The 23,751-nt window shown below is 63.4% G+C and carries 20 protein-coding genes; 13 read left to right on the plus strand and 7 right to left on the minus strand.

Translation table 11 applies throughout. The features are described from left to right. Window positions 1–325: 325 nt before the first annotated feature. Genes ENJ54_01845 through ENJ54_01865 form a run of 5 tightly spaced genes read left to right on the plus strand, consistent with a single transcriptional unit; the run spans window position 326 to window position 5,184 of the window. A complete protein-coding gene (locus ENJ54_01845) occupies window positions 326–1,732 on the plus strand; it encodes an NADP-dependent isocitrate dehydrogenase (protein HFC08587.1) in 1,407 nt (468 codons plus the stop codon). Window positions 1,733–1,769: 37 nt separating this feature from the next. Next, window positions 1,770–2,213, plus strand: coding sequence for a succinate dehydrogenase, cytochrome b556 subunit (gene sdhC, locus ENJ54_01850; GenBank protein HFC08588.1), 444 nt, complete (start codon window positions 1,770–1,772; stop codon window positions 2,211–2,213). Between the two features lie 31 nt (window positions 2,214–2,244). Beyond that, window positions 2,245–2,625, plus strand: coding sequence for a succinate dehydrogenase (locus tag ENJ54_01855; protein HFC08589.1), 381 nt, complete (start codon window positions 2,245–2,247; stop codon window positions 2,623–2,625). A 33-nt stretch (window positions 2,626–2,658) separates the two neighbouring features. Then, window positions 2,659–4,458, plus strand: a complete 1,800-nt coding sequence (locus ENJ54_01860) for an FAD-dependent oxidoreductase (protein ID HFC08590.1) — start codon at window positions 2,659–2,661, stop codon at window positions 4,456–4,458. Between the two features lie 12 nt (window positions 4,459–4,470). Next, the gene (locus ENJ54_01865; protein HFC08591.1) at window positions 4,471–5,184 is read left to right on the plus strand and encodes a succinate dehydrogenase iron-sulfur subunit; all 714 of its coding nucleotides are present in this window, start codon (window positions 4,471–4,473) and stop codon (window positions 5,182–5,184) included. 100 nt (window positions 5,185–5,284) lie between these two features. Here ENJ54_01865 and ENJ54_01870 read toward each other — a convergent pair whose 3' ends face one another. Both ENJ54_01870 and ENJ54_01875 read right to left on the minus strand, forming a co-directional pair. Continuing rightward, window positions 5,285–7,576 carry a DNA translocase FtsK gene (locus ENJ54_01870; protein HFC08592.1) on the minus strand — a complete coding sequence of 764 codons (2,292 nt, stop codon included), beginning with the start codon at window positions 7,574–7,576 and terminating at the stop codon, window positions 5,285–5,287. 71 nt (window positions 7,577–7,647) lie between these two features. Further along, window positions 7,648–8,631 (minus strand): hypothetical protein, encoded by a 984-nt coding sequence (locus ENJ54_01875; protein ID HFC08593.1) that lies wholly within the window; start codon window positions 8,629–8,631, stop codon window positions 7,648–7,650. A 255-nt stretch (window positions 8,632–8,886) separates the two neighbouring features. Between ENJ54_01875 and ENJ54_01880 the strand changes: the two genes are divergently transcribed. From ENJ54_01880 to ENJ54_01905, 6 genes are all read left to right on the plus strand, one after another. Beyond that, the gene (locus ENJ54_01880) at window positions 8,887–9,786 is read left to right on the plus strand and encodes an SH3 domain-containing protein (GenBank protein HFC08594.1); all 900 of its coding nucleotides are present in this window, start codon (window positions 8,887–8,889) and stop codon (window positions 9,784–9,786) included. A 35-nt stretch (window positions 9,787–9,821) separates the two neighbouring features. Further along, entirely contained in the window at window positions 9,822–10,769 is a 948-nt protein-coding gene (locus ENJ54_01885) for an SH3 domain-containing protein (GenBank protein ID HFC08595.1), read from the plus strand. Between the two features lie 198 nt (window positions 10,770–10,967). Next, window positions 10,968–12,251 (plus strand): hydroxymethylglutaryl-CoA reductase, degradative, encoded by a 1,284-nt coding sequence (locus ENJ54_01890; GenBank protein HFC08596.1) that lies wholly within the window; start codon window positions 10,968–10,970, stop codon window positions 12,249–12,251. Window positions 12,252–12,353: 102 nt separating this feature from the next. Beyond that, window positions 12,354–13,412 (plus strand): hydroxymethylglutaryl-CoA synthase, encoded by a 1,059-nt coding sequence (locus ENJ54_01895; protein HFC08597.1) that lies wholly within the window; start codon window positions 12,354–12,356, stop codon window positions 13,410–13,412. Window positions 13,413–13,490: 78 nt separating this feature from the next. Next, a complete protein-coding gene (locus ENJ54_01900; protein HFC08598.1) occupies window positions 13,491–14,648 on the plus strand; it encodes a thiolase domain-containing protein in 1,158 nt (385 codons plus the stop codon). Between the two features lie 343 nt (window positions 14,649–14,991). After that, a complete protein-coding gene (locus ENJ54_01905; GenBank protein ID HFC08599.1) occupies window positions 14,992–15,402 on the plus strand; it encodes a Zn-ribbon domain-containing OB-fold protein in 411 nt (136 codons plus the stop codon). Between the two features lie 174 nt (window positions 15,403–15,576). On the opposite strand, the gene ENJ54_01910 is transcribed toward ENJ54_01905, so the two are convergent. Next, window positions 15,577–18,237 (minus strand): CBS domain-containing protein, encoded by a 2,661-nt coding sequence (locus tag ENJ54_01910; protein ID HFC08600.1) that lies wholly within the window; start codon window positions 18,235–18,237, stop codon window positions 15,577–15,579. Window positions 18,238–18,413: 176 nt separating this feature from the next. Here ENJ54_01910 and ENJ54_01915 point away from each other — a divergent pair, with 176 nt between their 5' ends. Both ENJ54_01915 and ENJ54_01920 read left to right on the plus strand, forming a co-directional pair. Then, entirely contained in the window at window positions 18,414–18,677 is a 264-nt protein-coding gene (locus ENJ54_01915; GenBank protein HFC08601.1) for a UPF0175 family protein, read from the plus strand. Further along, window positions 18,658–19,146 (plus strand): DUF3368 domain-containing protein, encoded by a 489-nt coding sequence (locus ENJ54_01920; GenBank protein ID HFC08602.1) that lies wholly within the window; start codon window positions 18,658–18,660, stop codon window positions 19,144–19,146. The genes ENJ54_01915 and ENJ54_01920 overlap by 20 nt, the downstream gene beginning before the upstream one ends. Before the next feature lie 5 nt (window positions 19,147–19,151). Here the strand turns inward: ENJ54_01920 and rimO are convergent, their stop codons facing one another. The 4 genes from rimO to menC all read right to left on the minus strand — a co-directional run bounded on the left by rimO (window position 19,152) and on the right by menC (window position 23,722). After that, complete coding sequence (gene rimO, locus ENJ54_01925; GenBank protein ID HFC08603.1) at window positions 19,152–20,489, minus strand: 30S ribosomal protein S12 methylthiotransferase RimO; 1,338 nt, start codon at window positions 20,487–20,489, stop codon at window positions 19,152–19,154. A gap of 17 nt (window positions 20,490–20,506) precedes the next feature. Then, window positions 20,507–21,769: a DUF4115 domain-containing protein gene (locus ENJ54_01930; GenBank protein HFC08604.1), complete on the minus strand. Its 1,263-nt coding sequence runs from the start codon at window positions 21,767–21,769 to the stop codon at window positions 20,507–20,509. A gap of 51 nt (window positions 21,770–21,820) precedes the next feature. Then, on the minus strand, window positions 21,821–22,432 hold the full coding sequence (locus ENJ54_01935; GenBank protein HFC08605.1) for a 50S ribosomal protein L9: 612 nt from the start codon (window positions 22,430–22,432) through the stop codon (window positions 21,821–21,823). Between the two features lie 162 nt (window positions 22,433–22,594). Further along, on the minus strand, window positions 22,595–23,722 hold the full coding sequence (gene menC / locus ENJ54_01940) for an o-succinylbenzoate synthase (protein ID HFC08606.1): 1,128 nt from the start codon (window positions 23,720–23,722) through the stop codon (window positions 22,595–22,597). Window positions 23,723–23,751: the final 29 nt, after the last annotated feature.

Here is a 23,751-nt window from a genome sequence, read left to right on the forward strand (position 1 = left end):
GAAGTTCAGCAACGATGAGGTCTTTGATTTGGGTGATGCGTTCTGTGGTAGACTTCATTTGGGAGTCCTTTGGTGAGAGATAGATGATGCGTTTATCTCTGTTATACCAGAGGACTCCTTTTCTACAACATTTGAGTGCTCCCCTGAAAGGCCAGCGCGGCGGGGGGGCACGCTTTGCTTCGCGTGGCTGCGCCTGCGCGCTGTGGCGCGCAAATCCGGTGACGATTGTCACTCTTTCTAATTAAAGCACGGTGATATAATGGAAACCGTGTGCCGATTCACACGTCCCGACGTGATTCCAAACCAACGCAAGGAGAGGCAAAAAATGGGTTACACGATTATCGAAGTGCCGGAAGGCGGTGCCAAAATCACCAAGCCGGGGGACAAGCTGATTGTTCCCGACAATCCCATCATTCCCTTCATCGAGGGCGACGGTACGGGGCGCGACATCTGGCGCGCCGCGTCGCGCGTGTTCGATGCCGCGGTCGAAAAGGCCTACAAGGGCAAGCGCAAGATCTACTGGATGGAAGTGTATGCCGGTGAAAAGGCGTACCACAAGTTTGGCGAATGGCTGCCGGAAGAGACGATTAAGGCCTTCCGGGAGTTCATCGTGGGCATCAAAGGCCCGTTGACCACGCCTATCGGCGGCGGTATCCGCTCGCTTAACGTTGCCTTGCGTAAGCACCTGGACCTGTATGTGTGCCAGCGTCCGGTGAAATACGTGGATGGTGTGCCTTCCCCGGTGAAGCACCCCGAGTATGTGGATATGGTGATCTTCCGCGAGAACACGGAAGACATTTACACCGGCATCGAGTTCCAGATGGGCACGCCGGAATGGGAAAAGTTCATGAGGATCTTCAAGGAGAACTTCCCTGAAGAGTATGCCAAGATGCGCTTCCCCAACACGGCGGGCATTGGCATCAAGCCGGTCTCCAAGGAAGGCACCGAGCGTCTGGTGCGTGCGGCGATCAAGTGGGCGTTGGCGAATGGCCGCAAGCGCCTCAGCCTGGTGCACAAGGGCAACATCATGAAGTACACGGAAGGCGCTTTCCGCAACTGGGGCTATGCCCTTGCCAAGCGCGAATTCCGCAACGAAATTGTGACCGAGCGCGAATCGTGGATTTTGGGCAACAAGGAAAAGAACCCCAACCTGAGCGACGAAGAAAACGCCCGCATGATTGAACCCGGCTTCGAGATGCTGGCCCCCGACAAGAAACAGGAAGTCATTCAGGAAGTGAAAGATGCCCTGAAACTGTGGCCGACCCACGGCGATGGCAAGTGGAAGAGCAAGCTGCTCATCAAAGACACGATTGCCGACATCGTCTTCCAGCAGACGATTACCCGCGCGCGCGAGTTTGACGTCCTGGCGACGATGAACCTGAACGGCGACTACCTCTCCGATGCCCTGGCTGCCCAAATCGGCGGGATGGGCATTGCGCCGGGCGCGAACATCAACTACGACACCGGCCACGCGATTTTCGAGGCCACCCACGGCACCGCGCCCAAGTATGCCGACCTGGACAAGGTCAACCCCGGCTCGGTCATCCTCTCCGGCGAAATGATGTTCCGCTACATGGGCTGGGACGAGGCCGCTGACCTGATCTGGAAGGGCATCACCGGCGCCGTCAAGGCCAAGACCGTGACCTACGATTTCCACCGCCTGATGGAAGGCGCGACCCTGCTGAAGTGCTCGGAATTTGGTGAAGCCATCGTCCAGCACATGGACGACTGATGCGCGTCGGGCATGGTCGCGAGAGCGGCCATGCCCGATGGATTTTGCCCGCACGATCCTTTTTGTGAGGAGGTCTCGTATGTCCTTCAAAACCACGCGTGAGGGCTACGTCAAGTACCAGGGGTTAGGCAATTGGGCCTTCGTGCTCCATCGTCTGACAGGCTTAGGCGTAATCCTCTTCCTCATTATCCACGTTTCCGATACAGCGTTGGTGTATTTCAAGCCCGAGTGGTATGTCCATGCGGTAGATCTCTACCGTCTGCCCATTTTTGGCCTGGGTGAGATTTTGTTGGTGCTCTCGGTCATCTATCATGGCTTGAATGGGCTGCGGGTGATCTATTTTGATATGGTGAACCCGGAGATGTGGAGCATTGAGGTCAACCGCAAATCGGTGATCTGGACGTGGATCATTACGATGGTGCTGTGGCTCCCGTCGGCCTGGATCATGGCCAGCCATATTCTGGAACACATGGGCGGCTGAGGGCCGTTGGTGTTTTGTGAGGAGGTTTGATATGACCACCCAATCGAAATCGTTAGACATTCCCCAGACCTGGGAATCCTTTTCCTGGAAATGGATGCGCTACTCTGGCATACTGATTTTCATCCTGGTGTGGATCCACGTGCTCATTCAGGATATTTTGGTGGGTGTTTACAAGATCAATATACCTTATGTGGCCGGGCGGTGGAACGGTGGCTTTTGGCGAGTGTACGATTTCCTGATGTTGTTTTTCGCGTTTGCCCACGGCATGAACGGGGTGCGGCAAGTGCTGTACGACTTTATTCATAGTGCCGGCGGCCGTCGAGCGTTGAATTGGATCCTCTTTATCACTTGGGCGGCAGTGACGATTTGGGGCACTATCGCGATTTTCGCATTCACCCCACCTGCCGGCTAAACCGTAGGCCAGCATCCCTTTGAAGGAGTTGGAATGATGAGCGTCAAAACCCATCAGTACGAAGTCGTGATTGTTGGTGCTGGTGGCGCAGGCTTGATGGCAGCCCTTTACGCTTCCCAAAAGGCCTCCACCGCCGTCATCAGCAAGCTCTATCCCACCCGCTCCCACACGGGCGCGGCCCAGGGCGGCATCAGCGCAGCCCTGGGGAACATTGAAGAGGACCGCCCCGAGTGGCACACTTACGATACCGTCAAGGGCAGTGACTACCTGGGCGACCAGGACGCAATCGAATTCATGTGCTTCAAGGCCCCGGAACTGGTCTATGAACTGGAACACATGGGCTTGCCTTTTGACCGCACGCCCGAGGGCCGCATTTTGCAGCGCCCCTTCGGCGGTCACACGAACAACGAAACCGGGAAACCGGTGCGCCGCGCCTGCCACGCCGCCGACCGCACCGGGCACATGATTCTGCAAACCCTTTACCAGCAGTGCATCAAAAACGATGTGACCTTCTTCGATGAGTTCCAGGTGCTGGATCTCATCATGGTCAACGGCAAAGCAGCCGGTGTGGTGGCAATTGAGTTGGCGACCGGCGACTTGCATGTCTTCCACGCCAAGGCCGTGATTATGGCAACTGGTGGTTGGGGCCGTGTGTGGGAAATCACCTCGAATGCTTACGCCTATACCGGCGACGGCGCGGCAATTGTGCTGCGCAAGGGCCTGCCGCTGGAAGACATGGAATTCTTCCAGTTCCACCCCACGGGCATCTACAAACTGGGCATTTTGATTACCGAAGGTGTGCGCGGTGAAGGCGGTGTGCTCATCAACGACAAGGGTGAGCGCTTTATGGAGAAGTACGCGCCCCACGTCAAGGACCTGGCTTCCCGCGATGTCGTCAGCCGCGCCATGTACATCGAAATGAAGGAAGGCCGCGGCATCAACGGCCAGCGCTACCTTTACCTGGATGTCCGCCCCGAGACTGTGAACAAATATGCCAAGATCGATGGGCGCACCAACCCCGATGGTACGCCTTACCAGGTGACGGCCGAGGAAATCCTCCACAAACTGCCCGACATCATCGACTTCTGCAAGACCTACCTGGGTGTAGACCCGGTGAAGGAGCCGATGCCGGTGCAGCCTACGGCGCACTACGCGATGGGCGGCATCCCCACCAACCTCAAGACCGAGGTGCTCGCGGACGAAAAAGGCGCTGTGGTGCCGGGCCTGTATGCGGCGGGCGAAAACGCGTGCGTTTCGGTGCACGGCGCCAACCGCCTGGGCACCAACTCGTTGCTCGACCTGGTGGTGTTTGGTAAGGAAGCCGGCGTCCACGCCGCCGAGTATGCGACCGGCGCCGAATTCGAGCCGTTGCCCGGCGACGCCGCCGACTTCGCTCGCTCTCAACTGGATGCCATCCTCAACAGCAAAGGCAACGAACGCGTCGCCGACATCGCCGCCGAAATGAAGCATGAGATGATGGACAAGGTCGGCGTCTTCCGTACCGAGGAAGGGATGCAGGAGGCGTTGAATAAAATCCGCGAACTCAAAGAGCGTTTTCAGCACATTCACATCGACGATCGCGGCAAGACTTTCAACACCGACCTGCTGACCGCCTGGGAAGTCGGCAACTTGTTGGATATCGCCGAAGTGACTGCGGCCTCGGCGTTGGCCCGCAAGGAAAGCCGCGGCGCACATTCTCGCGATGACTTCCCCAAGCGGGACGACCAAAACTGGCTGAAGCATACGATGGCCTGGCGGCGCGACGGCGAAATCGAACTGCGCTACAAGCCTGTTGTGCTCACCAAGTATGAGCCCAAGGAACGCGTGTACTAAGGAGGCGGCGCGATGCAAGTCACCTTGAAAATCTTACGCTATAACCCCGAAAAAGACGCCCAGCCGCATTACGAGCGCTATACTCTCGATGCGGAGCCGACCGACCGCATTCTGGACGTGCTGGAAAAGATCAAAGCGCACGAAGACGGCACGCTGACCTTCCGCCGCTCCTGCGCCCACGGTATCTGCGGTTCCTGCGCCATGCGCATCAACGGCCGTAACCGGCTGGCCTGCAAGACCTTGCTCCAGACCCTCGACACCAGCAAGGAAATCACCGTTGAGCCGATCCTGGGCCTGCCGCGGGTGAAAGACCTGGTGGTGGACATGACCACCTTCTTCGACAACTACCGCAAGGTCATGCCCTACTTCGTCAACGATGAACCGTTGCCGGAAGACGGTCGTGAGCGGTTGCAGTCGCCTGAGGAGCGGGAACGCTTCGACGACACCACCAAGTGCATCCTCTGCGGTGCCTGCACCACGGCCTGCCCCACTTTCTGGGCCGACAACAGTTACGTTGGGCCTTCGGCGATTGTCAATGCCCACCGCTTCATTTTCGACAGCCGCGACCGCGCGGCCGCCGAGCGGCTCAAGATTTTGGCGGGCGAGAGCGGCGTTTTCCGCTGCCGTACGGCCTTCAACTGCACCGAGGCCTGCCCGCGCGAAATTCAAATCACTAAGGCCATTGCCGAGGTCAAGCGCGCCATCATCACGGGGCGCCTGGACTAAAGGCGTTTCTCGCTAATCAAAACGCCCGCTGGCTTTGCAACCAGCGGGCGTTTTTTGTCGTGTTTTTCGCCGTAAGACCTGGAGGGTTTCTCAAAACCTGTCAGGTCTGATTGTCCGAAGCCTCGTCCTTCGGCGGCAAGATAGGCCGCACGCCGCTGCCGGGGTGGGGTGGCCCCACGATGCCCTCGTCTTCCATCGCATCGACCAGGCGGGCGGCGCGCGTGTAGCCAATGCGCAAGCGCCGTTGGAGCAGCGAGGCCGAGGCTTTGCCTTCCTTCCGCACCAGCGCCACGGCTTGTTCCCACAGGGGGTCTTTGGGCTTTTGAGGTTGTGGCTCCGCTTCCATTTCTTCCCAAATGGGCTTTTGCTTCAGGGGAATGCCCGCGGGCGGCGCGTCCACAATGCCGCCAATGCCCGGCACCCCGGCCGTGCCGAAGTTGCGCCAGTAGTTCACCACCCGCCGAATTTCGTGGTCGGCGACGAACACCCCCTGCAACCGTACTGGCTCGGGGGCGTCGGGGGCCATGAAGAGCATATCGCCCCGCCCTAACAGCCGCTCGGCGCCAGGTTGGTCAAGGATCACGCGGCTATCGACCGTGGAAGCCACGGCGAAGGCAATGCGCGCCGGGAAATTGGCTTTGATCAGCCCGGTGACCACATCCACCGATGGGCGCTGGGTGGCAATGATGACATGGATGCCGGTGGCGCGCGCCAGTTGCGCCAGGCGGGTGAGGGTGCGCTCGGTGGTGTCTGGGGCCAGCATCATCAAATCGGCCAGTTCGTCGATGATGATGACCAGGTAAGGCAGTTTCTCGCCGCCGCTGCGCTCGACTTCCTGATTGTAATCGGCAATATGGCGCTTGCCCGCTTTGGCAAAGAGTTTGTAGCGCCGTTCCATCTCATGCGTCACCCATTGCAGCGCACCCACGACCCGCTCTAAATCGACCACCACAGGGGCCAGCAGGTGCGGAATGCCGTTGTAGCCGCTCAGTTCCACCCGCTTGGGGTCCACCAGCAGCAGGCGCAGGTCGTCGGGCGTGTTGTGTAGCAGCAGACAGGTGATGATGCCGTTCACGCACACCGATTTGCCCGAGCCCGTCGCCCCGGCGATGAGCAGATGGGGCATGGCCGCCAGGTCGGCGGCGACGGCGTGGCCGGCAACATCCTTGCCCAGCGCAAAGCGGAGCGGCGATTTAACCTTGCGGAAGGCGGGGCTTTCGATGACCTGGCGCAGCGTGACGGGCGCGGCTTCCTCATTAGGGACCTCGATGCCCACATAGCCTTTGCCCGGTACGGGGGCTTGAATGCGCACCCGCTTGGCGGAAAGCGCCAGGGCTAAATCGTCGGCCAGCGAGGCGATTTTGGAAACCCGCACTTTCATTGGCCCTTTGCGGCTTTCGACATAGCCGGGTTCGACGCCGTAAAGGGTGACGGTGGGCCCCCGTAGCACTTCCACCACTTTGGCCGGTGCGTTGAACTGGGCCAAAGTTTCTTCAATCAGCCGGGCGCGGGCTTCGGTTTCTTCCTGCTGGTAGGCTTCGGTGGGCGATTCGTCGAGCATTTCAGCAATGTCGGGCAAGACCCACACTGGCTTTTCGACGGCCTGCGCGTTGGCTTCGGCTTCCGGCAAAGGGGCGGCCTCGCCGGCAGGCGCGGGCGGGGAAGAGGGTGACATGGCGGGCGCAGCGAAAGAGGGCGTGGCTGGGGAAGGCCACAGGCGGGCGCGCAGCCGTGCCAGCAGCAGCGCGCTGTGGTGGCGGAGGCGGCGGAAGACCGGCGGCAGCCAGCGGAACAAATCGGCCACAGGGCGATTGAGGGTGAAGGCCAGCCCCAGCACGACGCCGGCCAGCAGCATCACGGCTGCCCCCGCCCGGCCGAGGGTGGTGGTGAGCACCCACAACAACAGCGCACCGACGTAGCCCCCACCTTGCCCCTGCGCGGCCGCGGCGAAAGTGGCGCTGCGGGTGCTTTCCAGCAGCGGCAGGTGCAACACGGCCAGCACAGTGGCATAGAGCAGCATCAAACCGCTGACGCGCTCGGCGTTGAGCGTGGGGAAGCGCGTGCTCCGCCGGAAGATGATGCCCAGCCCCAGGACCAGCAACCACAGCGGGAAGAGCCACAGGCCCCACCCTAAGGCGCGTTGCCAGAAGGCCGCCCAGGGGTGCAATGCCGTCCCCTGGGGCCATACCAGGCTGGCAAGGGTAAGCAGCCCCGCGATTGTCAGCGCGGCGCCGCCCAGGTCGTGTTTGCGTTCCGGGGAAAGGCGGGGCTTGGGCGGCGTGGCGGCAGGCGTCTGCTTTTTTGCGCGTCGTGAGGCTGGCCGCGCGGCTTTGCTGCTTTTTTTGCGCTTGCTGGTTTTAGAAGCAGAACGGGTTTGAGGTTTTCTGGGCATAAGGCGCGAAAGTGGAGCACAAGGTCAGGATAACACGATTATAGCACGGTTGTTCGTGCAACCCGGGGAGGTCAGTGCCATACCCGGAAGGCAGTTTCGGCTTCCCCCGTGATGCCGTCGAAGGTAGCGCGTATGCGCACGGCAATGTGACCGCGATAGGTTGGGACGGGCAGCCACACATTGAGGCAGCCGTCGTTGTCGGTGGTAAAGGCTTGTGGTGTGAAAGGGGCGGTGAGGGGCTCGCCCAACGTGTTGGTGAACTGCAGTTGTACTGTGGCTCCTTCCAGTGGCTGGCCTAACTGGTCGGTGACCCAGACGATGAGGTGAACCTGGTCTCCCGGGTGGGCCAGCACCGGCGTGATGGTTGCCATCACGCGCAGCGTCAGCACGGCGCGACGCAGCGGGGCTTCCCCACCCGCGGGCAAGGGGCGCAGCAGTTGGGGGTCGTGTTCGTTCTGCTGGAAGTACCATTCCCCTAAATTGCTGAGCACCACGCGGCCTTCCCGGGCGTGGTATTCCAGCCGGGCCTCTTCGAAATACTGCACTGGCACGCCGTTTTCCAGCAGCGGGTCACTGACCACCTGCCCCAGCACGGTGCGGTGTTGCTGGTAGAAGCGCAGGAATTCATAGCACACGGGGTGCAGCGCCCCCTCCACGTCGGGGAAGGCTTTGCACCCGGCCCCGTTGAGGAAACTTTGCGACAGCGGTTCGCGATGCAGGCCCTTGCCGGGGTGTTCGTAGAAATACCGCCCCAGGTTGGCAAGGGTGGGCGAGGCGTGGTTGGGGCCTTGTTGGAAGAGCGCCCGTTGGAAATATTGCATGGTTTGGCCTTGCCGTTGGAAGGCCTCGGTGATGGGGTAGCCGAACAGCAGCGCCGCCTCGGGCCAGGCACGGTAGAAGTCGAGGAAATCGCCTTGCACCGTGTGGCCGGTTTGGGGGAAGTAGCGGACGTCTTCCGCGGCAAACAACCGGCTTGCCGAGAGCGACAGGGCAAGCGCGGTGCCGAGGATGAGCAAGAGGAGCAGGCTCCACGTGCGCCGCTGTTTGAGTCGCATGAGGTGATTATAGCATGTTTTCGTGCCAGAAAGTGCGTCGGCGCGCTTCGTATAGCCGTGCTTCTGGGGCGGTGGGAGCGGGGGCGGCGCGAAAAACGGGTAAATGCCTGTATAATGAAAACAGGTGTGTTTGTGTTTCGCCCGCAGGAGGAAGGCTGTCGTGCTGCCCACGGGGCAGCATGAGACGTTGGTGCCAGGGGGCAACGTAACCTGTACAGCCACTGGGGCGCGTTCAAAGCCATGAGGAGGAAGGAAATGCGGTGGTTTCGGGCACAGAAAGGTTGGTTGTTGACCGTAGTGCTCGTTGCAGTTTTAGCATGCAACCTGCCGCAAGGGAATTCGCCGACGGGTGGGCCTGTGGCCTCTCCCCCATCCGGGGGTGGCGCTGGCCTTCAGGAGACGGCAGTTCCCCCCGCGGCACTGACGATGGCCGCGGGCACGGCTATTGCCGCGATGACTCAAACAGCAGCGGCTTTTCTCGCCGCCGCGCCAACGGGAACGCCGACGCCTTCGCCCACGCTCAGCCCCACGCCGACCCTCACCCTCACGCCCACGCCTTCCACTCCGATGATCAGCGTTTCGGTGAACACCAACTGCCGCACCGGCCCCGGCGATACCTATGACCGCGTGGGCGCGTTGCTGGTGGGGGAAACCGCCGAGGTGCTGGCGCGCGACCCGTATGGCCAGTTCTGGTACATTCCCAACCCCGACAGGCCGGGCAGCAAGTGCTGGGTGTGGGGGCAGTACGCCACCGTGACCGGCGATACTTCATCGCTGCCGGTTTTCACCCCGCCGCCGACGCCTACACCCGCGGCGAACTTTGCCATCACTGGCCTGGGACACGTCGTGTGTGGAGGCGCGCATTGGTATGCCCTGCAGGTGAAGAACACCGGCGGCCTCACCTGGGAGAGTTGGAAAGAAGAGGTGGTGGACCTGACCACCAGCGCGGCCGCGACTTACACCGGCGATGGTTTTGCTGCCGCGTTTCGCTGTGTCTCGCTCGTTGTCCCTACACTTCCGGCTGGTCAGACGGCGTATGTGGGCAACTTTGCCAGCACCCCCGGCCACCACGTGCGGATTACCCTTACCCTGTATACCGATACACATCAACGCGGGCAGGCCGTGACCTCTACGGCCGAATACAACCTTCCGTAGCACGGCGGCGCACCTTTGGCGTCAAAGGAGAAACGATGCTTTCAAAACGAGTAAGTGTTGCTCTGTTCGGGTTTGTGCTGGTTGTTCTGATGGCTTGTAGTTTTTCAGTAGGGGCACAACGCCCACCCCAGCAAGCGGCGTCTCAGGTTCCTCCGGTTTTGCTGACCGCGGCGGCTCAAACCGTGATCGCGGCGCAAAACCAGGGAAAGCCTACGGCCTTCCCGCCGGCCGTGTTGACCGCGGCAGCAGGTACCGCGATGGCCGCGCTGACCCAAAACGCGCCTCCTGCGACCTCCGCGGCCTTGCCTCCCACCGAGACGCCGACGCCTTCTCCTACGGCCAGCCCGACCCCCACGGTTGTGCCCACGCCCACGCCTTCCACTCCGATGATCAGCGTTTCGGTGAACACCAACTGCCGCACCGGCCCCGGCGATGCCTATGACCGCGTGGGCGCGTTGCTGGTGGGGGAAACCGCCGAGGTGCTGGCGCGCGACCCCTACGGCCAGTTCTGGTACATTCCCAACCCCGACAGGCCGGGCAGCAAGTGCTGGGTGTGGGGGCAGTACGCCACCGTGACCGGGGAAACGGCTTCCCTGCCGGTCTTCACCCCCCCGCCGACGCCTACGCCTGTGGCGGATTTTGTGATCAAAGGTATCACGGTTAAAGATTGCAGTGGCGCTGACGCTTTCTTCATTGAGATATCCAATACTGGTGACGTGCCATGGCAGAGTTTTTCCATGCAACTCAAAAACCTGACCACCTCAGCCAACGGTGGCGCTTCGGGCGATGTCTTCAGCAGCACGCGGGGCACGTGCAGCCTGGTGTACGACCTGAGTTCCATCCCGCCGGGCGGCGGCGCTTATATCGCTTATAATGGCGGCATCGGCGACCACACCCAGCGGATCCGCTTTACGGTCACCCTTTACGCCGAGGATGGGCAGCAGGGTGCGTCCCTTACGCGGGTCATCGAATACCGTCCCTGAAGAAGCGCGACCCTTCCGCAGGGGCTGCGGATGAACGCGAGCATTAACGCCGAGGCGCCAGTTTCCTCAATCCCCCAATCCCCCAATCCCCTAATCCCCTTAACTCCTCACCCTCCCTATTTTTGAGAGTTTTTGAAAGCCCCTTGGCCGTATCATCGCCCCGCCAAGGGGCTTTTTGCGCCCCTGCGAGGTGAAACCATGAACCCGACTTCCCGCATCCCTGGCTTTTACAACCTGCCTCTGGAAGCCCGCCGCGAGCGCATTGCCGCGATGGGGCTGCTTTCCCCGGAAGAATTTGCCGCCTTAGTGGGCGAACCCGGCCTCACCGCCGCCCAGGCCGACCCGATGATCGAGAACGTCGTCGGCACGTTTGCCCTGCCCCTGGGCGTCGCGCTCAACTTCGTGGTCAACGGCCGCGAGGTGCTGGTGCCTATGGCCATCGAAGAGCCTTCGGTGGTGGCTGCGGCTTCCTACATGGCTAAACTGGCGCGGAAAGGCGGCGGCTTTACCGCCCACACCAGCGCGCCGGAAATGATCGGGCAAATCCAGATTCTGGACGTGGCCGACCCCCACGAAGCGCGGCTGAAAATTCTGGAAGCCCGCGGCGAAATTCTGGAAACCGCTACCGCTATCGACCCGGTGCTTCAGCGCCTGGGCGGCGGCGCGCGCGACCTGGAAGTCCGCATCCTCAACCACCCTGCCTTGGGCGACTTCCTGGTGGTGCATCTGATTTACGACGTGCGCGACGCGATGGGCGCCAACGCGGTCAACACCGCCTGCGAGCGCCTTGCCCCCCGCCTGGAAGCCCTCACCGGTGGGCGGGTGCACCTGCGCATCCTTTCCAACCTGGCCGACCGTCGCATTGCCCGCGCCCGCTGCACCGTGCCGGTGGAAGCCCTGGCCTTCGACGGTTTCCGCGGCGAGGAGGTGCGCGACGGCATCATCGCGGCCTGGGCTTTTGCCGCCGCCGACCCCTACCGTGCCGCAACCCACAACAAGGGCATCATGAACGGCATTGACCCGGTGGTGATTGCCACGGGCAACGATTGGCGCGCGGTGGAAGCCGGCGCGCACGCCTATGCCGCCCGCAGTGGGCGCTACACTTCCCTGAGCACGTGGGGGAAGGACGCCGACGGCAACCTGGTGGGCACGCTGGAACTGCCCTTAGCCGTGGGCATTGTGGGCGGCGCGACCCGGGTGCATCCCGCCGCGCAGGCCGCGCTCAAACTGATGGGCGTGCAGACCGCGGCGCAGTTGGCTGAAATCATCGCCGCGGTGGGGTTGGCGCAGAACCTCGGCGCGCTGCGGGCGTTGGCGACCGAAGGCATCCAGCGCGGGCATATGACCCTGCATGCCCGGCAGGTCGCCATTGCCGCGGGCGCGGAGGGTGAGGAAATCGCCGAAGTCGCCCGCCGCCTGGCCGAGAGCGGCGAAGTGCGCATTGACCGAGCGCAGGAGATTCTGGCGCAAATGCGGAAGTAACCACAGAGGCCACAGAGAAATACAAGAAAACACAGAAAAAAATTCTGTGTTTTCTGTGAAAAATCTGTGCCTTCTGTGGTTTCCTAAGTGATGGAGGAAACGATGACCGAATTGCTACGCCCGGAACGCCCCGTGGGCATCGTGGGCTACGGGGCTTACATCCCCCGCTACCGGCTGCCCGCCCACGAAATTGCCCGCATCTGGACGGAAGGCAAGGGCGGCCTGCCCATCCGCGAGAAGGCCGTGCCCGGCCCCGATGAAGACACCGTAACCATCGCCACTGAAGCGGCGCGCAACGCCCTCGCACGGGCGCAAATCGACCCCGCCGACCTGCGCGCGGTGTGGGTGGGTTCCGAATCCCACCCCTACGCGGTCAAGCCCACCGGCACCATCGTGGCCGAGGCCCTGGGCGCGACGCCCTACACCCAGGCGGGCGACTGGGAATTCGCCTGCAAGGCGGGTACCGAGGCCATGGTGGCTGCCTTCGGGCTGGTGGGTTCCCGCATGGCCGACTACGCCCTGGCCATCGGCGCGGATACCGCCCAGGGGCGCCCCGGCGACGCCTTAGAATACACCGCCGCGGCGGGCGGCGCGGCTTTCGTCGTCGGCCCCGCGGAAAACAGCCTCGCGGTGCTGGAAGCCACCCTTTCCTTCGTCACCGACACCCCTGACTTCTGGCGCCGCGCCCACCAGCACTACCCCGAACACGGCGTGCGCTTCACCGGCGAACCGGCCTACTTCCACCACATCGGCAACGCGGCCCGCGCCTTCATGGAAGCCACCGGCACCACCGCCGCGGACTATGCCTACGCGGTCTTCCACCAGCCCAACGCCAAATTCCCCCAGCGCATCGCCAAATCGCTGGGGTTCACGCCCGAACAAACCGAAGTCGGCCTGCTCTCGCCGGTCATCGGCAACACCTACTCCGGCGCGGCCATCGTGGGGCTGACCGCGATTCTGGATGTGGCCCAGCCCGGCGACCGCATCCTGATGGTGTCCTTCGGCTCGGGGGCGGGTTCCGACGCAATGGCCTTTACCGTCACTGATGCCATTCTGGAACGCCGCCATCTGGCTTCGGCCACCCAGGATTACATCCGCCGCCGCACCGAAATCGACTACGCCACCTACACCCGCTGGCGCGGCAAACTGATTCTCAAATAAAAACCGCAGATTTCACAGATTACGCAGAAAAATCTGTGCAATCTGCGTTATCTGCGGTTTGGTGAACCTGGAGGCAATATGAGCGAAATTGTGATTGCCGGTATCGGCATGACCCCGGTAGGAGAACATTGGGCGACTTCCCTGCGCGAACTGGCGCTGGAAGCCATCGAAAAAGCCCTGCACGAGGCCGAGGGCCTGCGCCCGCAAGCCGTGTTCGTTGCCAACATGCACGCGCCGGTGCTTTCCCGACAGGCCAACATCGGCCCGTTGGTGGCCGATTTTGCCGGTTTCCGCGGGGTGGAAGCCGCCACGATTGAGGCCGGCGGTGCTTCGGGTGGCATGGCGCTGCGCGCCGCGTACCTTGCCGTGGCTTCCGGCGAGGTGGATGTAGCCCTCGCGGTGGGCGTGGAAAAGGCCACCGATCGGGTGGGTGCCAGCGTGGAAAGCGCGGCCGCCACGGTGCTCGACGCGGACTACGAAGCCGAGCAGGGCGTGACGCCTGCGGTGCAGGCTGCGCTCATCATGCAGCACTACATGCAGGAAACCGGCGCACCCCGTGAAGCCTTTGCCGCCTTCCCGCTGCTGGCGCACCAGAACGCGGTGGGCAATCCCTACGCCATGTATCGCAAGGCGGTGAAGGAATCGGTGTACCATCGGGTGACGATGGTCAGCGACCCCCTCAACCTGTTCGACGCCGCACCTCTCGCCGACGGCGCGGCTGCGGTGCTGGTGGCCCGGCGGGATGTGCTGCCCCCCAAGACCGCTCGGCCTTTGGTGAAAATTGCCGGTTTCGGCATTGCCAACGATACCCTGGCCTGGCACGACCGGGACGACCTGCTCGACTTCGCCGCGGTGCGCCGCTCGGTGGAAACCGCCTGTCAGCGCGCCGGCTGCGCCCCCGCTGATGTGGACTTTTTCGAACTCTACGACGCCTTTTCGGTGTACGTGCCCCTGATTCTGGAAGCCGCCGGCTTCGCCCCCCGCGGCGAAGGCTGGAAACTGGGCCAGGGCGATGCCCTCACTTTAGATGGCAGCCTGCCGATTTTGACCATGGGCGGCCTGAAAGCCCGCGGCAACCCTGGTGGTGCGACTGGCCTTTATCAAATCGCCGAAGCCGTGCTGCAACTCCGCGGCCAAGCCGGTGACAACCAGATCCCTCGCGCCCGCCGCGCGTTGGTGCAATCCCTCAGCGGCCCGGCTTCCCTGGCCGTGACCGCTGTGCTGGAAGCGGTTTAGTGGAACCGCGGAGCACGCAGATTACGCATTTTTCGTAATTACCTACCCAGAAGCGTCGCGGTTAGCCTTGGGCCTGTAAATGCTCACCCGGAGAACAGCAAGGACACGGAGAGCACCTCCCTTTGCAAGCGCTTTTTGGAGTGCGGTGCCTTGGCGCCGCTTTGGAAAGCGGCGACTCGTCGCCGCACTCCAAAGAAACACTGCCCACAGAGGCGTTTTGCTACCACGTAGGTAATTACCATTTTTCTGCGCAATCTGTGAAATCTGCGGTTTTGAGAGGTTATGAGAGTTTGGCAGGCACACAATAAGGCTGCCCGAACCCCCGAAAGCAGGAGAGTGTGCGATGGAAATCTCACGCCATTGGCGATTACGCAAGCAGCGCTACGCTCTGGAGGGCGAGGTTTGCCCCCACTGCGGCGCAAAACTGTTCCCCCCGCGGGATGTGTGCCCCCACTGCGGCCTGGAAGCCAAGCAGACTTACACCTTCGTCGGCACCGGCACCGTGGTTTCGTGGACGACCGTGCGCCAACCCCCTGAAGCCTTTGCCGAGCAGGCGCCGTATGTGGTTGCCCTCATCCAACTCGACGAAGGCCCCAAACTCACCGCCCAACTCACCGACCTGGGCGACGTGGAGCCTTACCCGGGAATGCCGGTGGAAATGGTAACCCGCAAATTGCGTAACGACCGGGAAGAACGGGGGTTAATCATCTACGGATACAAGTTCCGCCCTGTGTTGGCGCGCGCCGTGGCGTAAAAAACCTCCATCCATCCAGCGGTTGCCTCCTCGGAAACCCGTTTACACGGCGCTTTCGCCCCCCGCCCCGAAAAGGGGCGGGGCTTTTTTAACCGCCGAGGCGCGAAGAGTAACGCCAAGCGCTAAGGTTTGCAGAGCCCCGGTGCAAAGAGGGGGCGTCAAGGCGTCAAGATGTTATTCAGAGGTTGTCTTCCTGGCAAGTAAAGACGCAAGCAGGCGGGCTTCTTCTTCGGGCGTGTGGACTTCGCCGTCCAGCCAGGCGGCGCGCAGGGCGCGCAGGATGCGCTTGTAGCGCGGGCCGGGAGGCACGCCGCGAGCGCGCAGGGCGTGGCCGTCGGTGTGCGGGCGGATGTGCCGCCACTGCCCGGCGTAGGCGCGTAACACCTTTTGCAGGTCGGCGCTTTCTGCCGCCAGGTAGAGGGCGTACACGGCGGCCAGGGGATGCTCTTCCAGCAGGAAGGTGGCCTGGCTGGGGCGGCCGCGCAGGAGGCCGTCGGCGCGGGCAGCGAGCGCGGCTGCACTTTGCACCACTTCGCGCAGCGCCCGCGGGAAGCCCAGCCGCGCCGCGAGATCGGCCAGGTGTGTGGGAGCAATGGCGTCTGTGCCCATCAGCCAGAGGGCATAGGCCAAGGCTCGCTTCAGTGGAATGCCGCGCAGCCGCGACGGCAGGTCGTCCCACGGCGGCGGGGGTGGCCAGGGGGCTTCCTGGAGGTGAGCGAGGCGCTTTTCGGCAGCGGGCGTCCACCGCAGGCCAGGGTAGATGGCTTCCAGCAGGCCGAGTTGGTCGGCGCGCGCCAGCATGGCCGCCGCGCGTGGCTCGTCCAGCATCGCGTCCAGTTCGTGGCGATTGCGGTCGCCGGAGATTTTGGCGAGCAGGTCGCGGGCATCGTGGAGCAGTTGCAGCGTGCGCGGCTCGATGTGGAAGCCGAAACGCTGCTCGAAGCGCACAGCACGCAGCATACGCGTGGGGTCGTCGACGAAAGAGAGGGAGTGCAGCACGCGGATGATGCCCCGCTGCAGGTCGTCTAAGCCGCCCCAGTAATCGTGCAGTTCGCCGTAGTGCCGCCCGTCCAGCCGGAGGGCAAGGGTGTTGATGGTGAAATCCCGCCGGTGGAGGTCGAGTTTGATGCTGCCGTGGGCCACGGTGGGGAGGGCGGTAGGGCGGGCGTAGAATTCGGTGCGGGCGCTCACCAGGTCGATGCTCGCGGGCAGGTCGGCGGGGTCAAGTTGGGCGTGCGGGCTCAGGGAAGCCAGGGCTGCGGTCAGGGTTTCCCGAATGGGGGCGAGGTGCCATTTGGCGGTGCCGAATTTGCGGTGGGCGGTCACGCGGCCGCCGTACCTGCGGCGCAGGGCGTGGGCGAGGGCAATGGCGTTGCCTTCCACCACGAGGTCGAAATCCAGGCTGGGGCGTTCCAGCAGTAAATCGCGCACGAAGCCGCCGACGATGTAGAGCGCCTGGTGCTGCGCTTCGGCTTCGGCGGCGATGGCTTTGATGAGGGCCAGGCGGGCGGGCGGCAGGGCGCTTTCCAGGCGGGCGGCCAGGTTGTGCAGGCCGGGACGGCGGGGGCGCGGCGCGAGGGTCTTGATGAGGTCGGTACGGGTGACGATGCCGATGATTTCGCCGTCTTCGTCCACCACGGGAATCTGCCCCCAGCCGGTGTCGGTCATGCGTTGTTGCAGGTGGACGACCGAATCTTGCGGGCGGACGGTAACCTCCCCGGCTTCCATGACCCGCCCGACGGGCAGGTGCAGGCCGTGGCCGAGGGCGCGGTCGACGGCGCGGCGGGTAAGCAGGCCGACGACGCGGCCGTTTTCCACCACCGGGTAGCCTTCGTAACCAAAGGTGCGCATCAGGCGGTCGGCTTCTTCAATGGGTGTGTCGGGGGAAAGTACCTGCGGGCGGCGGGACATGATGTCGCCCACGGTGAGGGGCGGGCGCACATGGCGGGGGATGATTTCCCACAGCTGGGCGCGGACGTCTTCCACAGTGGCGCCTTTGACCAGGGCCGCCGCGGCGCGGCGATGCCCCCCGCCGCCAAAGTGCGCCACGATGGCGGGCAGGTCGATGCGGTCGCCGCTGGCGCGGGCCACCATCTGTACCCCTGCTGCCACGCTGACGAGCACGAAAAGCGCATCGGGTTCCAGGGTTTCGTAGAGTTTGTGGGCTAAGGGCGAGATGGCGTCGGTCAGGCCTTCGACTTCGGCGTGGGCCACCGCGATGGCCGCCTCGTGGATGTTGCGGATTTCGGCATTGGCGAGCAGGATGTCGTAGACCACCTGCTGCTGGGGGGTGAGGGGCGGGTTGAGAAATTCGTGCGCCAGGCGCAGCGAAGCGCCCTGTTCCAGCAGGTAGGCCGCGGCGCGCACATCGCGCGGGGTGGTTTCCTCGTAACTCAGGCTGCCGGTGTCTTCGTAGATGCCGAGCAGCAGCAGGGTGGCCTGGATGGGTGTGAGGTGGGGGTGGCGCTCCTGGAGGGCTTCCAGCAGCAGAGTGGTAGTGGCGCCGATCGGCTCGGTGTGGACGCGCCAGTGGTCGGGGAGGTCGGGGCGGCGGGGATGATGGTCGATGACCTGCACTGGCGTTTTTGGGGAAAGCCCGCGCACGGAAGGCAGGGTTTGCGTGTCGACCAGGGTGATGTGCTCGATGGGGTCGCGAGGCAGGTCGTGCCAGGGGGTGAGGGGAAGGTCGGCGCCGTAGAGGGTGAGGAAGCCGCGCACGTTGCGGTTGACGCGCACGGGCAGCGCTGCGATGGCGCGCTCATCCAGCAGGCGGGCGGCCAGCAGGGAGGCGATGGCGTCGAAATCGGCTTGTTCGTGGGTCAGAATCAGGCGCATAGGTCGGATTGTCAGGGGAGGTGTCCTGCCTGAAACGGCGAGGATAGATTGATGGAAGTGCGCCTGGGCAACTTTGGCGCGCTGTTGCTTTCATTATACGGCATGGGAGGAAGGCTTATGCTATACTCTAAATGTCGGGACCGCAAAAAGCGAAATGGTTTGAGGAGGAGCGTGAGATGGGCACGCGCAGAGTGCTTTTAGATATTCCTGAAAAGGTGCTGTTGGCGGAAAAGATGGATGCCGAGGCTTTCGCGCGCGAATTGCGCATGTTGGCGGCGGTCAAGTTATATGAGATGGGGCGCTTGTCTTCGGGGCGTGCTGCCGAATTGGCCGGGGTGCCGCGAGTGGAATTTCTGTTGAGCCTCAATCGGTATCAAGTGTTCCCTTTGCAGGCGGAATTGGAAGCATTGGAGGCCGCGGGTGAGGAAAGCTATCAGTAATACCTCGCCGTTGCTTTACCTTTACCGCATTGGGGTGATAGAGTGGCTGGGGGCATTGTTCGAGGAAGTCTGGGTTCCCGATGCTGTCATCGCGGAATTGGAAGAAGGGCGGCGGCGGGGGTATGACGTCCCGCGGCTGGGTGGTTATTCATGGGTGAAGCGGGTCAACCCTGAGCATCTGCCTGCCGAATGGTTTGCCCTGGATTTAGGGAAAGGGGAGTTGGCTGCTATGGCGTTGGGGTTGGCAAATCCAGAACGGGTGATTCTTTTGGACGATCTGTTAGCTCGTCGGGTGGCCGAGGCGGCGGGGTTGCAGGTGTGGGGGACTTTGCGGGTCTTGTTGGAGGGGAAAAAGGCTGGCCTGGCACCGCTGTTGGCGCCTTACGTGGATCGGTTGGCCGAGGCGGGGATGTGGTTGTCGGCGGATATTCGGCAACGAATTTTGAGGCTGGCGGGGGAAGATGCCTGAAGAGCTTACCGCCCGCGTGCTGGAACGCCGACCAAATCGTAAGCCATTGCCCCCGTGACGCGGACGGGCACCAGTTGCCCTACGGGTAGATCGCTTTCCACCAGCACCAGCCCGTCGATTTCGGGGGCGTCGCGGTAGGTGCGCCCGATGGCAAGGCCGGTTTCTGTATCGTGACCTTCCACCAGCACGTCCAGCACTTTGCCCACCAGGGCCTGGTTGCGTTCCAGCGAAATGGCTTGCTGGGTTGCCATCAGCCGCTCCCAGCGTTCCTGCTTGACTTCCGGCGGGATGGGGTCGCCCAACGGTTCGCTGGGGGTGCCGGGTTCGAAAGAAAACTGGAACGCACCTACATGGTCGAAGCGGATTTCTTCCACGAAATCCAGCAAAGCCTGGAATTCGGCTTCGGTTTCGCCGGGGTAGCCCACGATGAAAGTGGTGCGGAGGGCCACTTCGGGCATGGCGCGGCGCACTTTTTCCAGCGTGCGGTGTACCCAATCCAGGTTGGCGGGGCGCTGCATTCGCCGCAGGGTCGCCGGGTGGGCGTGCTGCAGGGGCATATCCAGGTAAGGGACGATCTGCGGGCGCGTGGCCATGACCTCGATCAGGTGGTCGGTGACATAGCCGGGGAAAGCGTACATCACGCGGATCCACGGAATGTCGGGCACGGCCGCGGTGAGGGCTTCCAGCAGGGAAGCCAGGCCGTCGCGTTCGCCGCGGTCGTGGCCGTAGTCGGTGGTGTCTTGGGCGATGAGGATGATTTCCTGCACACCGGCTTCCTGCAGGGCGCGCGCCTCGGCGAGGATGGCTTCCTGGGGGCGGGAGACTAAGGTGCCTTTGATGAGTGGGATGGCGCAGAAGGCGCACTTGCGGCGGCAGCCGTCGGCAATTTTGAGGTAGGCGCTGCCGCCCTGGCGGGTGACGCGCAGCACGCCACGCTCGTCGCGCCCCACAGTGGGGGCTTCCGGCAGGTGGTAAAGGGGCGTCGGGTGCGGGCCTTCCCGCAGGCGGCGGACGACGTCCACGATGTCCATCCAGCGGCGGGTGCCGAGGATGGCGTCCACGCCGGGCACTTCGCGAGCGACTTCTTCGCCGTAACGCTGCGTCAGGCAGCCCGCGGCAATCAGGAACTGCCCGGGGCGCTTTTGTGTGGCGAATTCGTGTAGCACTTCCAGCGATTCGGCGCGAGAAGCCGCGATGAAGCCGCACGTGTTGACGATGAGGACATCGGCTTCGGCGGGGTTGTCGGTGGGGGTGTAGCCGTCGCGGCGCAGCAGTTGCGCCATGGAATCGGAATCGACGGTGTTTTTGGAACAGCCGAGGGAAGCAATGAGGAAAGTGGGCATGGGGGAGGATAGGAGGGTTAGGGGAGTGGCTGGGCTGTGGCGGTCGGCGAGGGGGTGATGGTCGGTGTGGGTGTGATGGTGGGCGTGGGTGTGATGGTCGGCGTGGGCGAGACGGTTGGGGTGGGTGTCTGCACGCCGGTGATGGTGAAGATGCGGTCCACCACCTGGCCGAAGCGCCCCAACAGCCCCAGGTTTTGCTGGTTGTAAAAAGCCTGCAAAGCCGCACCGTCGCCTGTGAGCACTTCAAGGCGGTTTTGAGCGCGGTAGTTGTACGATGCCCCTGGCACCACAATGCCCTGGAAAACGGTTTCGCCATCGGCGACCACTTTCACCCAGGCACGATGCTGGGCTACAAGATAGACTTGGATGGGGGCGTTGCTTTGGGGTGCAGCAGTGGCAGGGGTGGGGGTTGCCTCGGCAACGGTGCCCAGGCCGCCCGCGGGCGCGGTAGGCGTGGGGGTGGGGCGCGGCAGGGTGGGCGTCAGCGTGGGCGTGGGGAAGAGGATGTCGGCCACTTGCGGCGGGGTGGGGCGAGGCTTTTGGGCGCGTTGCAGCGTCATCACCTGCCAGGCTCCAAAGCCAATGAGGGCGATGGAAAACAGCGCCGCGGCCCATACCAAAAATCGGTCGGCCAGGAAGCCGCGCACGGTGCGCAGCCAAGGCCAATCGGCGCGTACGGTGCGGCGCTGAGGCTGTTGGCGCTGGCGGTGGCGGGCTTGCAAAGCTTCGGCAAAGCGCAGCAAGAGCGGGTCGGGGTCCAGTTGCAGGAAACGGGCATAGTGCAGCAACATGCCGCGGCCCTGCACGGGCGAAGGCAGGTCGTCGAGGCGGCCGTCTTCAATGGCGGCCAGGTAGTGCTGTTTGACGTGGGTGTAGCGCTCGGCCTCTTCGAGCCGCAGCCCCAACCGCTCGCGCTGCTTGCGGAAGGTTGCCCCAATTTCGGCGAAGATGGGCTGCGCCGGGTCGGTATCGGTGGGGGAAGGTGGTGGGCTCGCTGGCGGGGGTGTGGTTTGGCTGGAAGTTGGCGTCGCCGTGGATTGTGGCGGGGCTGTTCCCCCGTTGTCGGCGGCTTCCAGCAAGGCCGCGGTGTCCAGCCCCAGGTAATCGGCATACAAGCGCAGGAAGCCGCGCCCCTGCGCGCGCGAAGGCAACGCATCCCAGCGTTCCTCTTCCAGGGCTTGCAGGTAGTGCGGCTTGATGTGTAGCGCCGCGGCGGCCTGGTCGAGCGTCAGGCCACGCGCCAGGCGCGCTTTGCGCAAGGTCGTACCAACAGGGGACATGGGGGTGGCAAAAACCGGCCTGGGAGCAGGCCGGTTGAAGGGGGCGGGGAGTTACTCGGCGGGGGCAGCCTCGGCAGGCTGTTCGGCTTCGGGGGCTTCGGCAGCCCCTTCGGTCTCGGCAGCCTCGGCGGCTTCGGCAGCGGCTTCTGCCTCGGCTTCGGCAGCCGCCTGGGCTGCAGCCATTTCGCCCACGGCCGGCGGCGTTTCGCCTTCCCGATAGACGATGACCGTCACCTCGGGTACCAGGTCAATCGTCAGCCGGATGGGCACCGTGTATTCGCCCAGGAAGCGAATGGGCTGAATATCGACCTGGCGCTTGAGGATTTGCTGTTCTTTGGGAAGGTCGAGTTTTTCGTTCAGCGCGTCGGCGATGCGTTGGGCATTGACCGAACCATAGAGTTTGCCCTGCTGGCTGGCCTTGACCGCGAAGTAGAGCACGGTTTCGCCGAGTTGTTCAGCCAGGCCGCTGTATTCCTTGTTGAGCGCCTTGCGGTGCTTTTCGGCTTCGGCGCGGATGCGGTCGGCCATCTTCAGCGCGGCGGGCGTGGCAGGGATCGCCAGCCCCTGGGGGATAAGGTAGTTGCGGCCGTAGCCGTTGGCGACTTTCTTCACCTCGCCGGCCCGGCCTAACTTGTAAACATCTTTGAGCAGTAACACCTTCATGGCTTCAAGCCCTTTCTAAGTGGGATCCGCCGTAGCGGGCTTTGGCGAAGGGTACCACGCCAAAGCGGGTGCGATTGTATCAAAAAGGAAGGAAGGCGTCAACGGCGGGTCGAAAGTGAAACGCGCTCAAGCGCCGTGGGGTGCAGGGCTTTGCTGAGGCCATTACGCCGGTGGCGTGAGCCGGGTGCTGCGCAGGGTGTGGGCCGCAAGGGCGGCGCGATCGACGGTAATGCCCAGGCCGGGGCTGTTGGGCACGGCGATGGTGCCATCGGTGTTGAGGGTGAAGCGTTCGCGGGTGATGTCGCGGGCGTAGTAGCGGTCGGTGGCCGAAATGTCGCCCGGCAGGGTAAAGTTGGGCAGGGAAGCCAGAGCGAGGTTGGCCGCGCGGCCAATGCCGGTTTCCAACATGCCACCGCACCACACTGGCACGCCCTGCGCCTGCGCCAGGTTGTGGATGGCGACCGCATTCACCAGGCCGCCGACCCGCCCCTGTTTGATGTTGATCACCCGCGCGGCGTCCATTTCCAGCGCCTGGTGGGCGTGGCGGGGAGTGACGATGGATTCATCCAGGCAAATCGGCGTGCGAAATGCGGCCTGCAGTTTGTGGTGGTCCCACAGGTCGTCTTCGGCAAGCGGCTGCTCGATGAGCAGCAGGTTGAAGTCGTCCAGCGGTTTCAGGGCGCGGGCGGTTTCGAGGGTATAGGCGCTGTTGGCGTCAACCTGGAGGGGCACGTCGGGGAAAGCACGGCGCACGGCGGCCACCTCGCCGACATCGCGGCCGGGCTTGATTTTGATTTTGATGCGGCGGTAGCCCAGGGCGAGGAAGTCGCCGACGCGCTGCACCAGGGCCTCGGTGGAAGGTTGCAGGCCGATGGAAACGCCCACGGGCACGCGTTCCCGCACGCCGCCCAGCAGCGCCTGCAGCGAGCGGCCGGTGCGCTGGCCGTGCAGGTCCCAGAGCGCCATTTCCAAACCGGCTTTTGCCATCGGGTGGCCGCGCACGGCGCGCACCCGCCGCTGGAAGGCTGCGGCCGGGGCTTCGTCGTCGAGCGGGCCTTGAAGCGCCGCGGGGCCGAGGAATTCCTGCAAGATGTGCCACGCGGTGCCGGTGGTTTCGTAGGCGTAGCCCGGATCGCGGTCGGCGGGGCATTCTCCCCAGCCGATGTGCCCGGCTTCGTCTTCGGCTTCGACGATGATGCATTCCCGGTGGGTGATGCGGCCAAAGGAGGTTTCAAAGGGGTGTTGCAGGGGCATCCGGACGCGGTAAAGGGTCAGGCGGGTAAGTTGCATGGCAATCTCTCCAAAGGGTTGAGTTGTGG

This window comes from Chloroflexota bacterium (assembly GCA_011322445.1).
In the GTDB taxonomy this organism is placed as follows: Bacteria; Chloroflexota; Anaerolineae; order Anaerolineales; family DRMV01; genus DRMV01.

Excerpts from the sequence above, each read along its gene's own strand:
- ENJ54_01915 (HFC08601.1), top strand. The coding sequence starts at position 18,414 with ATGGGCACGCGCAGAGTGCTTTTAGATATTCCTGAAAAGGTGCTGTTG.
- ENJ54_01900 (HFC08598.1), top strand. The coding sequence starts at position 13,491 with ATGAGCGAAATTGTGATTGCCGGTATCGGCATGACCCCGGTAGGAGAA.
- ENJ54_01865 (HFC08591.1), top strand. The coding sequence starts at position 4,471 with ATGCAAGTCACCTTGAAAATCTTACGCTATAACCCCGAAAAAGACGCC.
- sdhC (HFC08588.1), top strand. The coding sequence starts at position 1,770 with ATGGATTTTGCCCGCACGATCCTTTTTGTGAGGAGGTCTCGTATGTCC.
- ENJ54_01845 (HFC08587.1), top strand. The coding sequence starts at position 326 with ATGGGTTACACGATTATCGAAGTGCCGGAAGGCGGTGCCAAAATCACC.
- ENJ54_01855 (HFC08589.1), top strand. The coding sequence starts at position 2,245 with ATGACCACCCAATCGAAATCGTTAGACATTCCCCAGACCTGGGAATCC.
- ENJ54_01910 (HFC08600.1), bottom strand. The coding sequence starts at position 18,237 with ATGCGCCTGATTCTGACCCACGAACAAGCCGATTTCGACGCCATCGCC.
- ENJ54_01885 (HFC08595.1), top strand. The coding sequence starts at position 9,822 with ATGCTTTCAAAACGAGTAAGTGTTGCTCTGTTCGGGTTTGTGCTGGTT.
- ENJ54_01895 (HFC08597.1), top strand. The coding sequence starts at position 12,354 with ATGACCGAATTGCTACGCCCGGAACGCCCCGTGGGCATCGTGGGCTAC.
- ENJ54_01870 (HFC08592.1), bottom strand. The coding sequence starts at position 7,576 with ATGCCCAGAAAACCTCAAACCCGTTCTGCTTCTAAAACCAGCAAGCGC.
- ENJ54_01880 (HFC08594.1), top strand. The coding sequence starts at position 8,887 with ATGCGGTGGTTTCGGGCACAGAAAGGTTGGTTGTTGACCGTAGTGCTC.
- ENJ54_01930 (HFC08604.1), bottom strand. The coding sequence starts at position 21,769 with ATGTCCCCTGTTGGTACGACCTTGCGCAAAGCGCGCCTGGCGCGTGGC.
- ENJ54_01860 (HFC08590.1), top strand. The coding sequence starts at position 2,659 with ATGATGAGCGTCAAAACCCATCAGTACGAAGTCGTGATTGTTGGTGCT.
- ENJ54_01875 (HFC08593.1), bottom strand. The coding sequence starts at position 8,631 with ATGCGACTCAAACAGCGGCGCACGTGGAGCCTGCTCCTCTTGCTCATC.
- ENJ54_01935 (HFC08605.1), bottom strand. The coding sequence starts at position 22,432 with ATGAAGGTGTTACTGCTCAAAGATGTTTACAAGTTAGGCCGGGCCGGC.
- rimO (HFC08603.1), bottom strand. The coding sequence starts at position 20,489 with ATGCCCACTTTCCTCATTGCTTCCCTCGGCTGTTCCAAAAACACCGTC.
- ENJ54_01905 (HFC08599.1), top strand. The coding sequence starts at position 14,992 with ATGGAAATCTCACGCCATTGGCGATTACGCAAGCAGCGCTACGCTCTG.
- menC (HFC08606.1), bottom strand. The coding sequence starts at position 23,722 with ATGCAACTTACCCGCCTGACCCTTTACCGCGTCCGGATGCCCCTGCAA.
- ENJ54_01890 (HFC08596.1), top strand. The coding sequence starts at position 10,968 with ATGAACCCGACTTCCCGCATCCCTGGCTTTTACAACCTGCCTCTGGAA.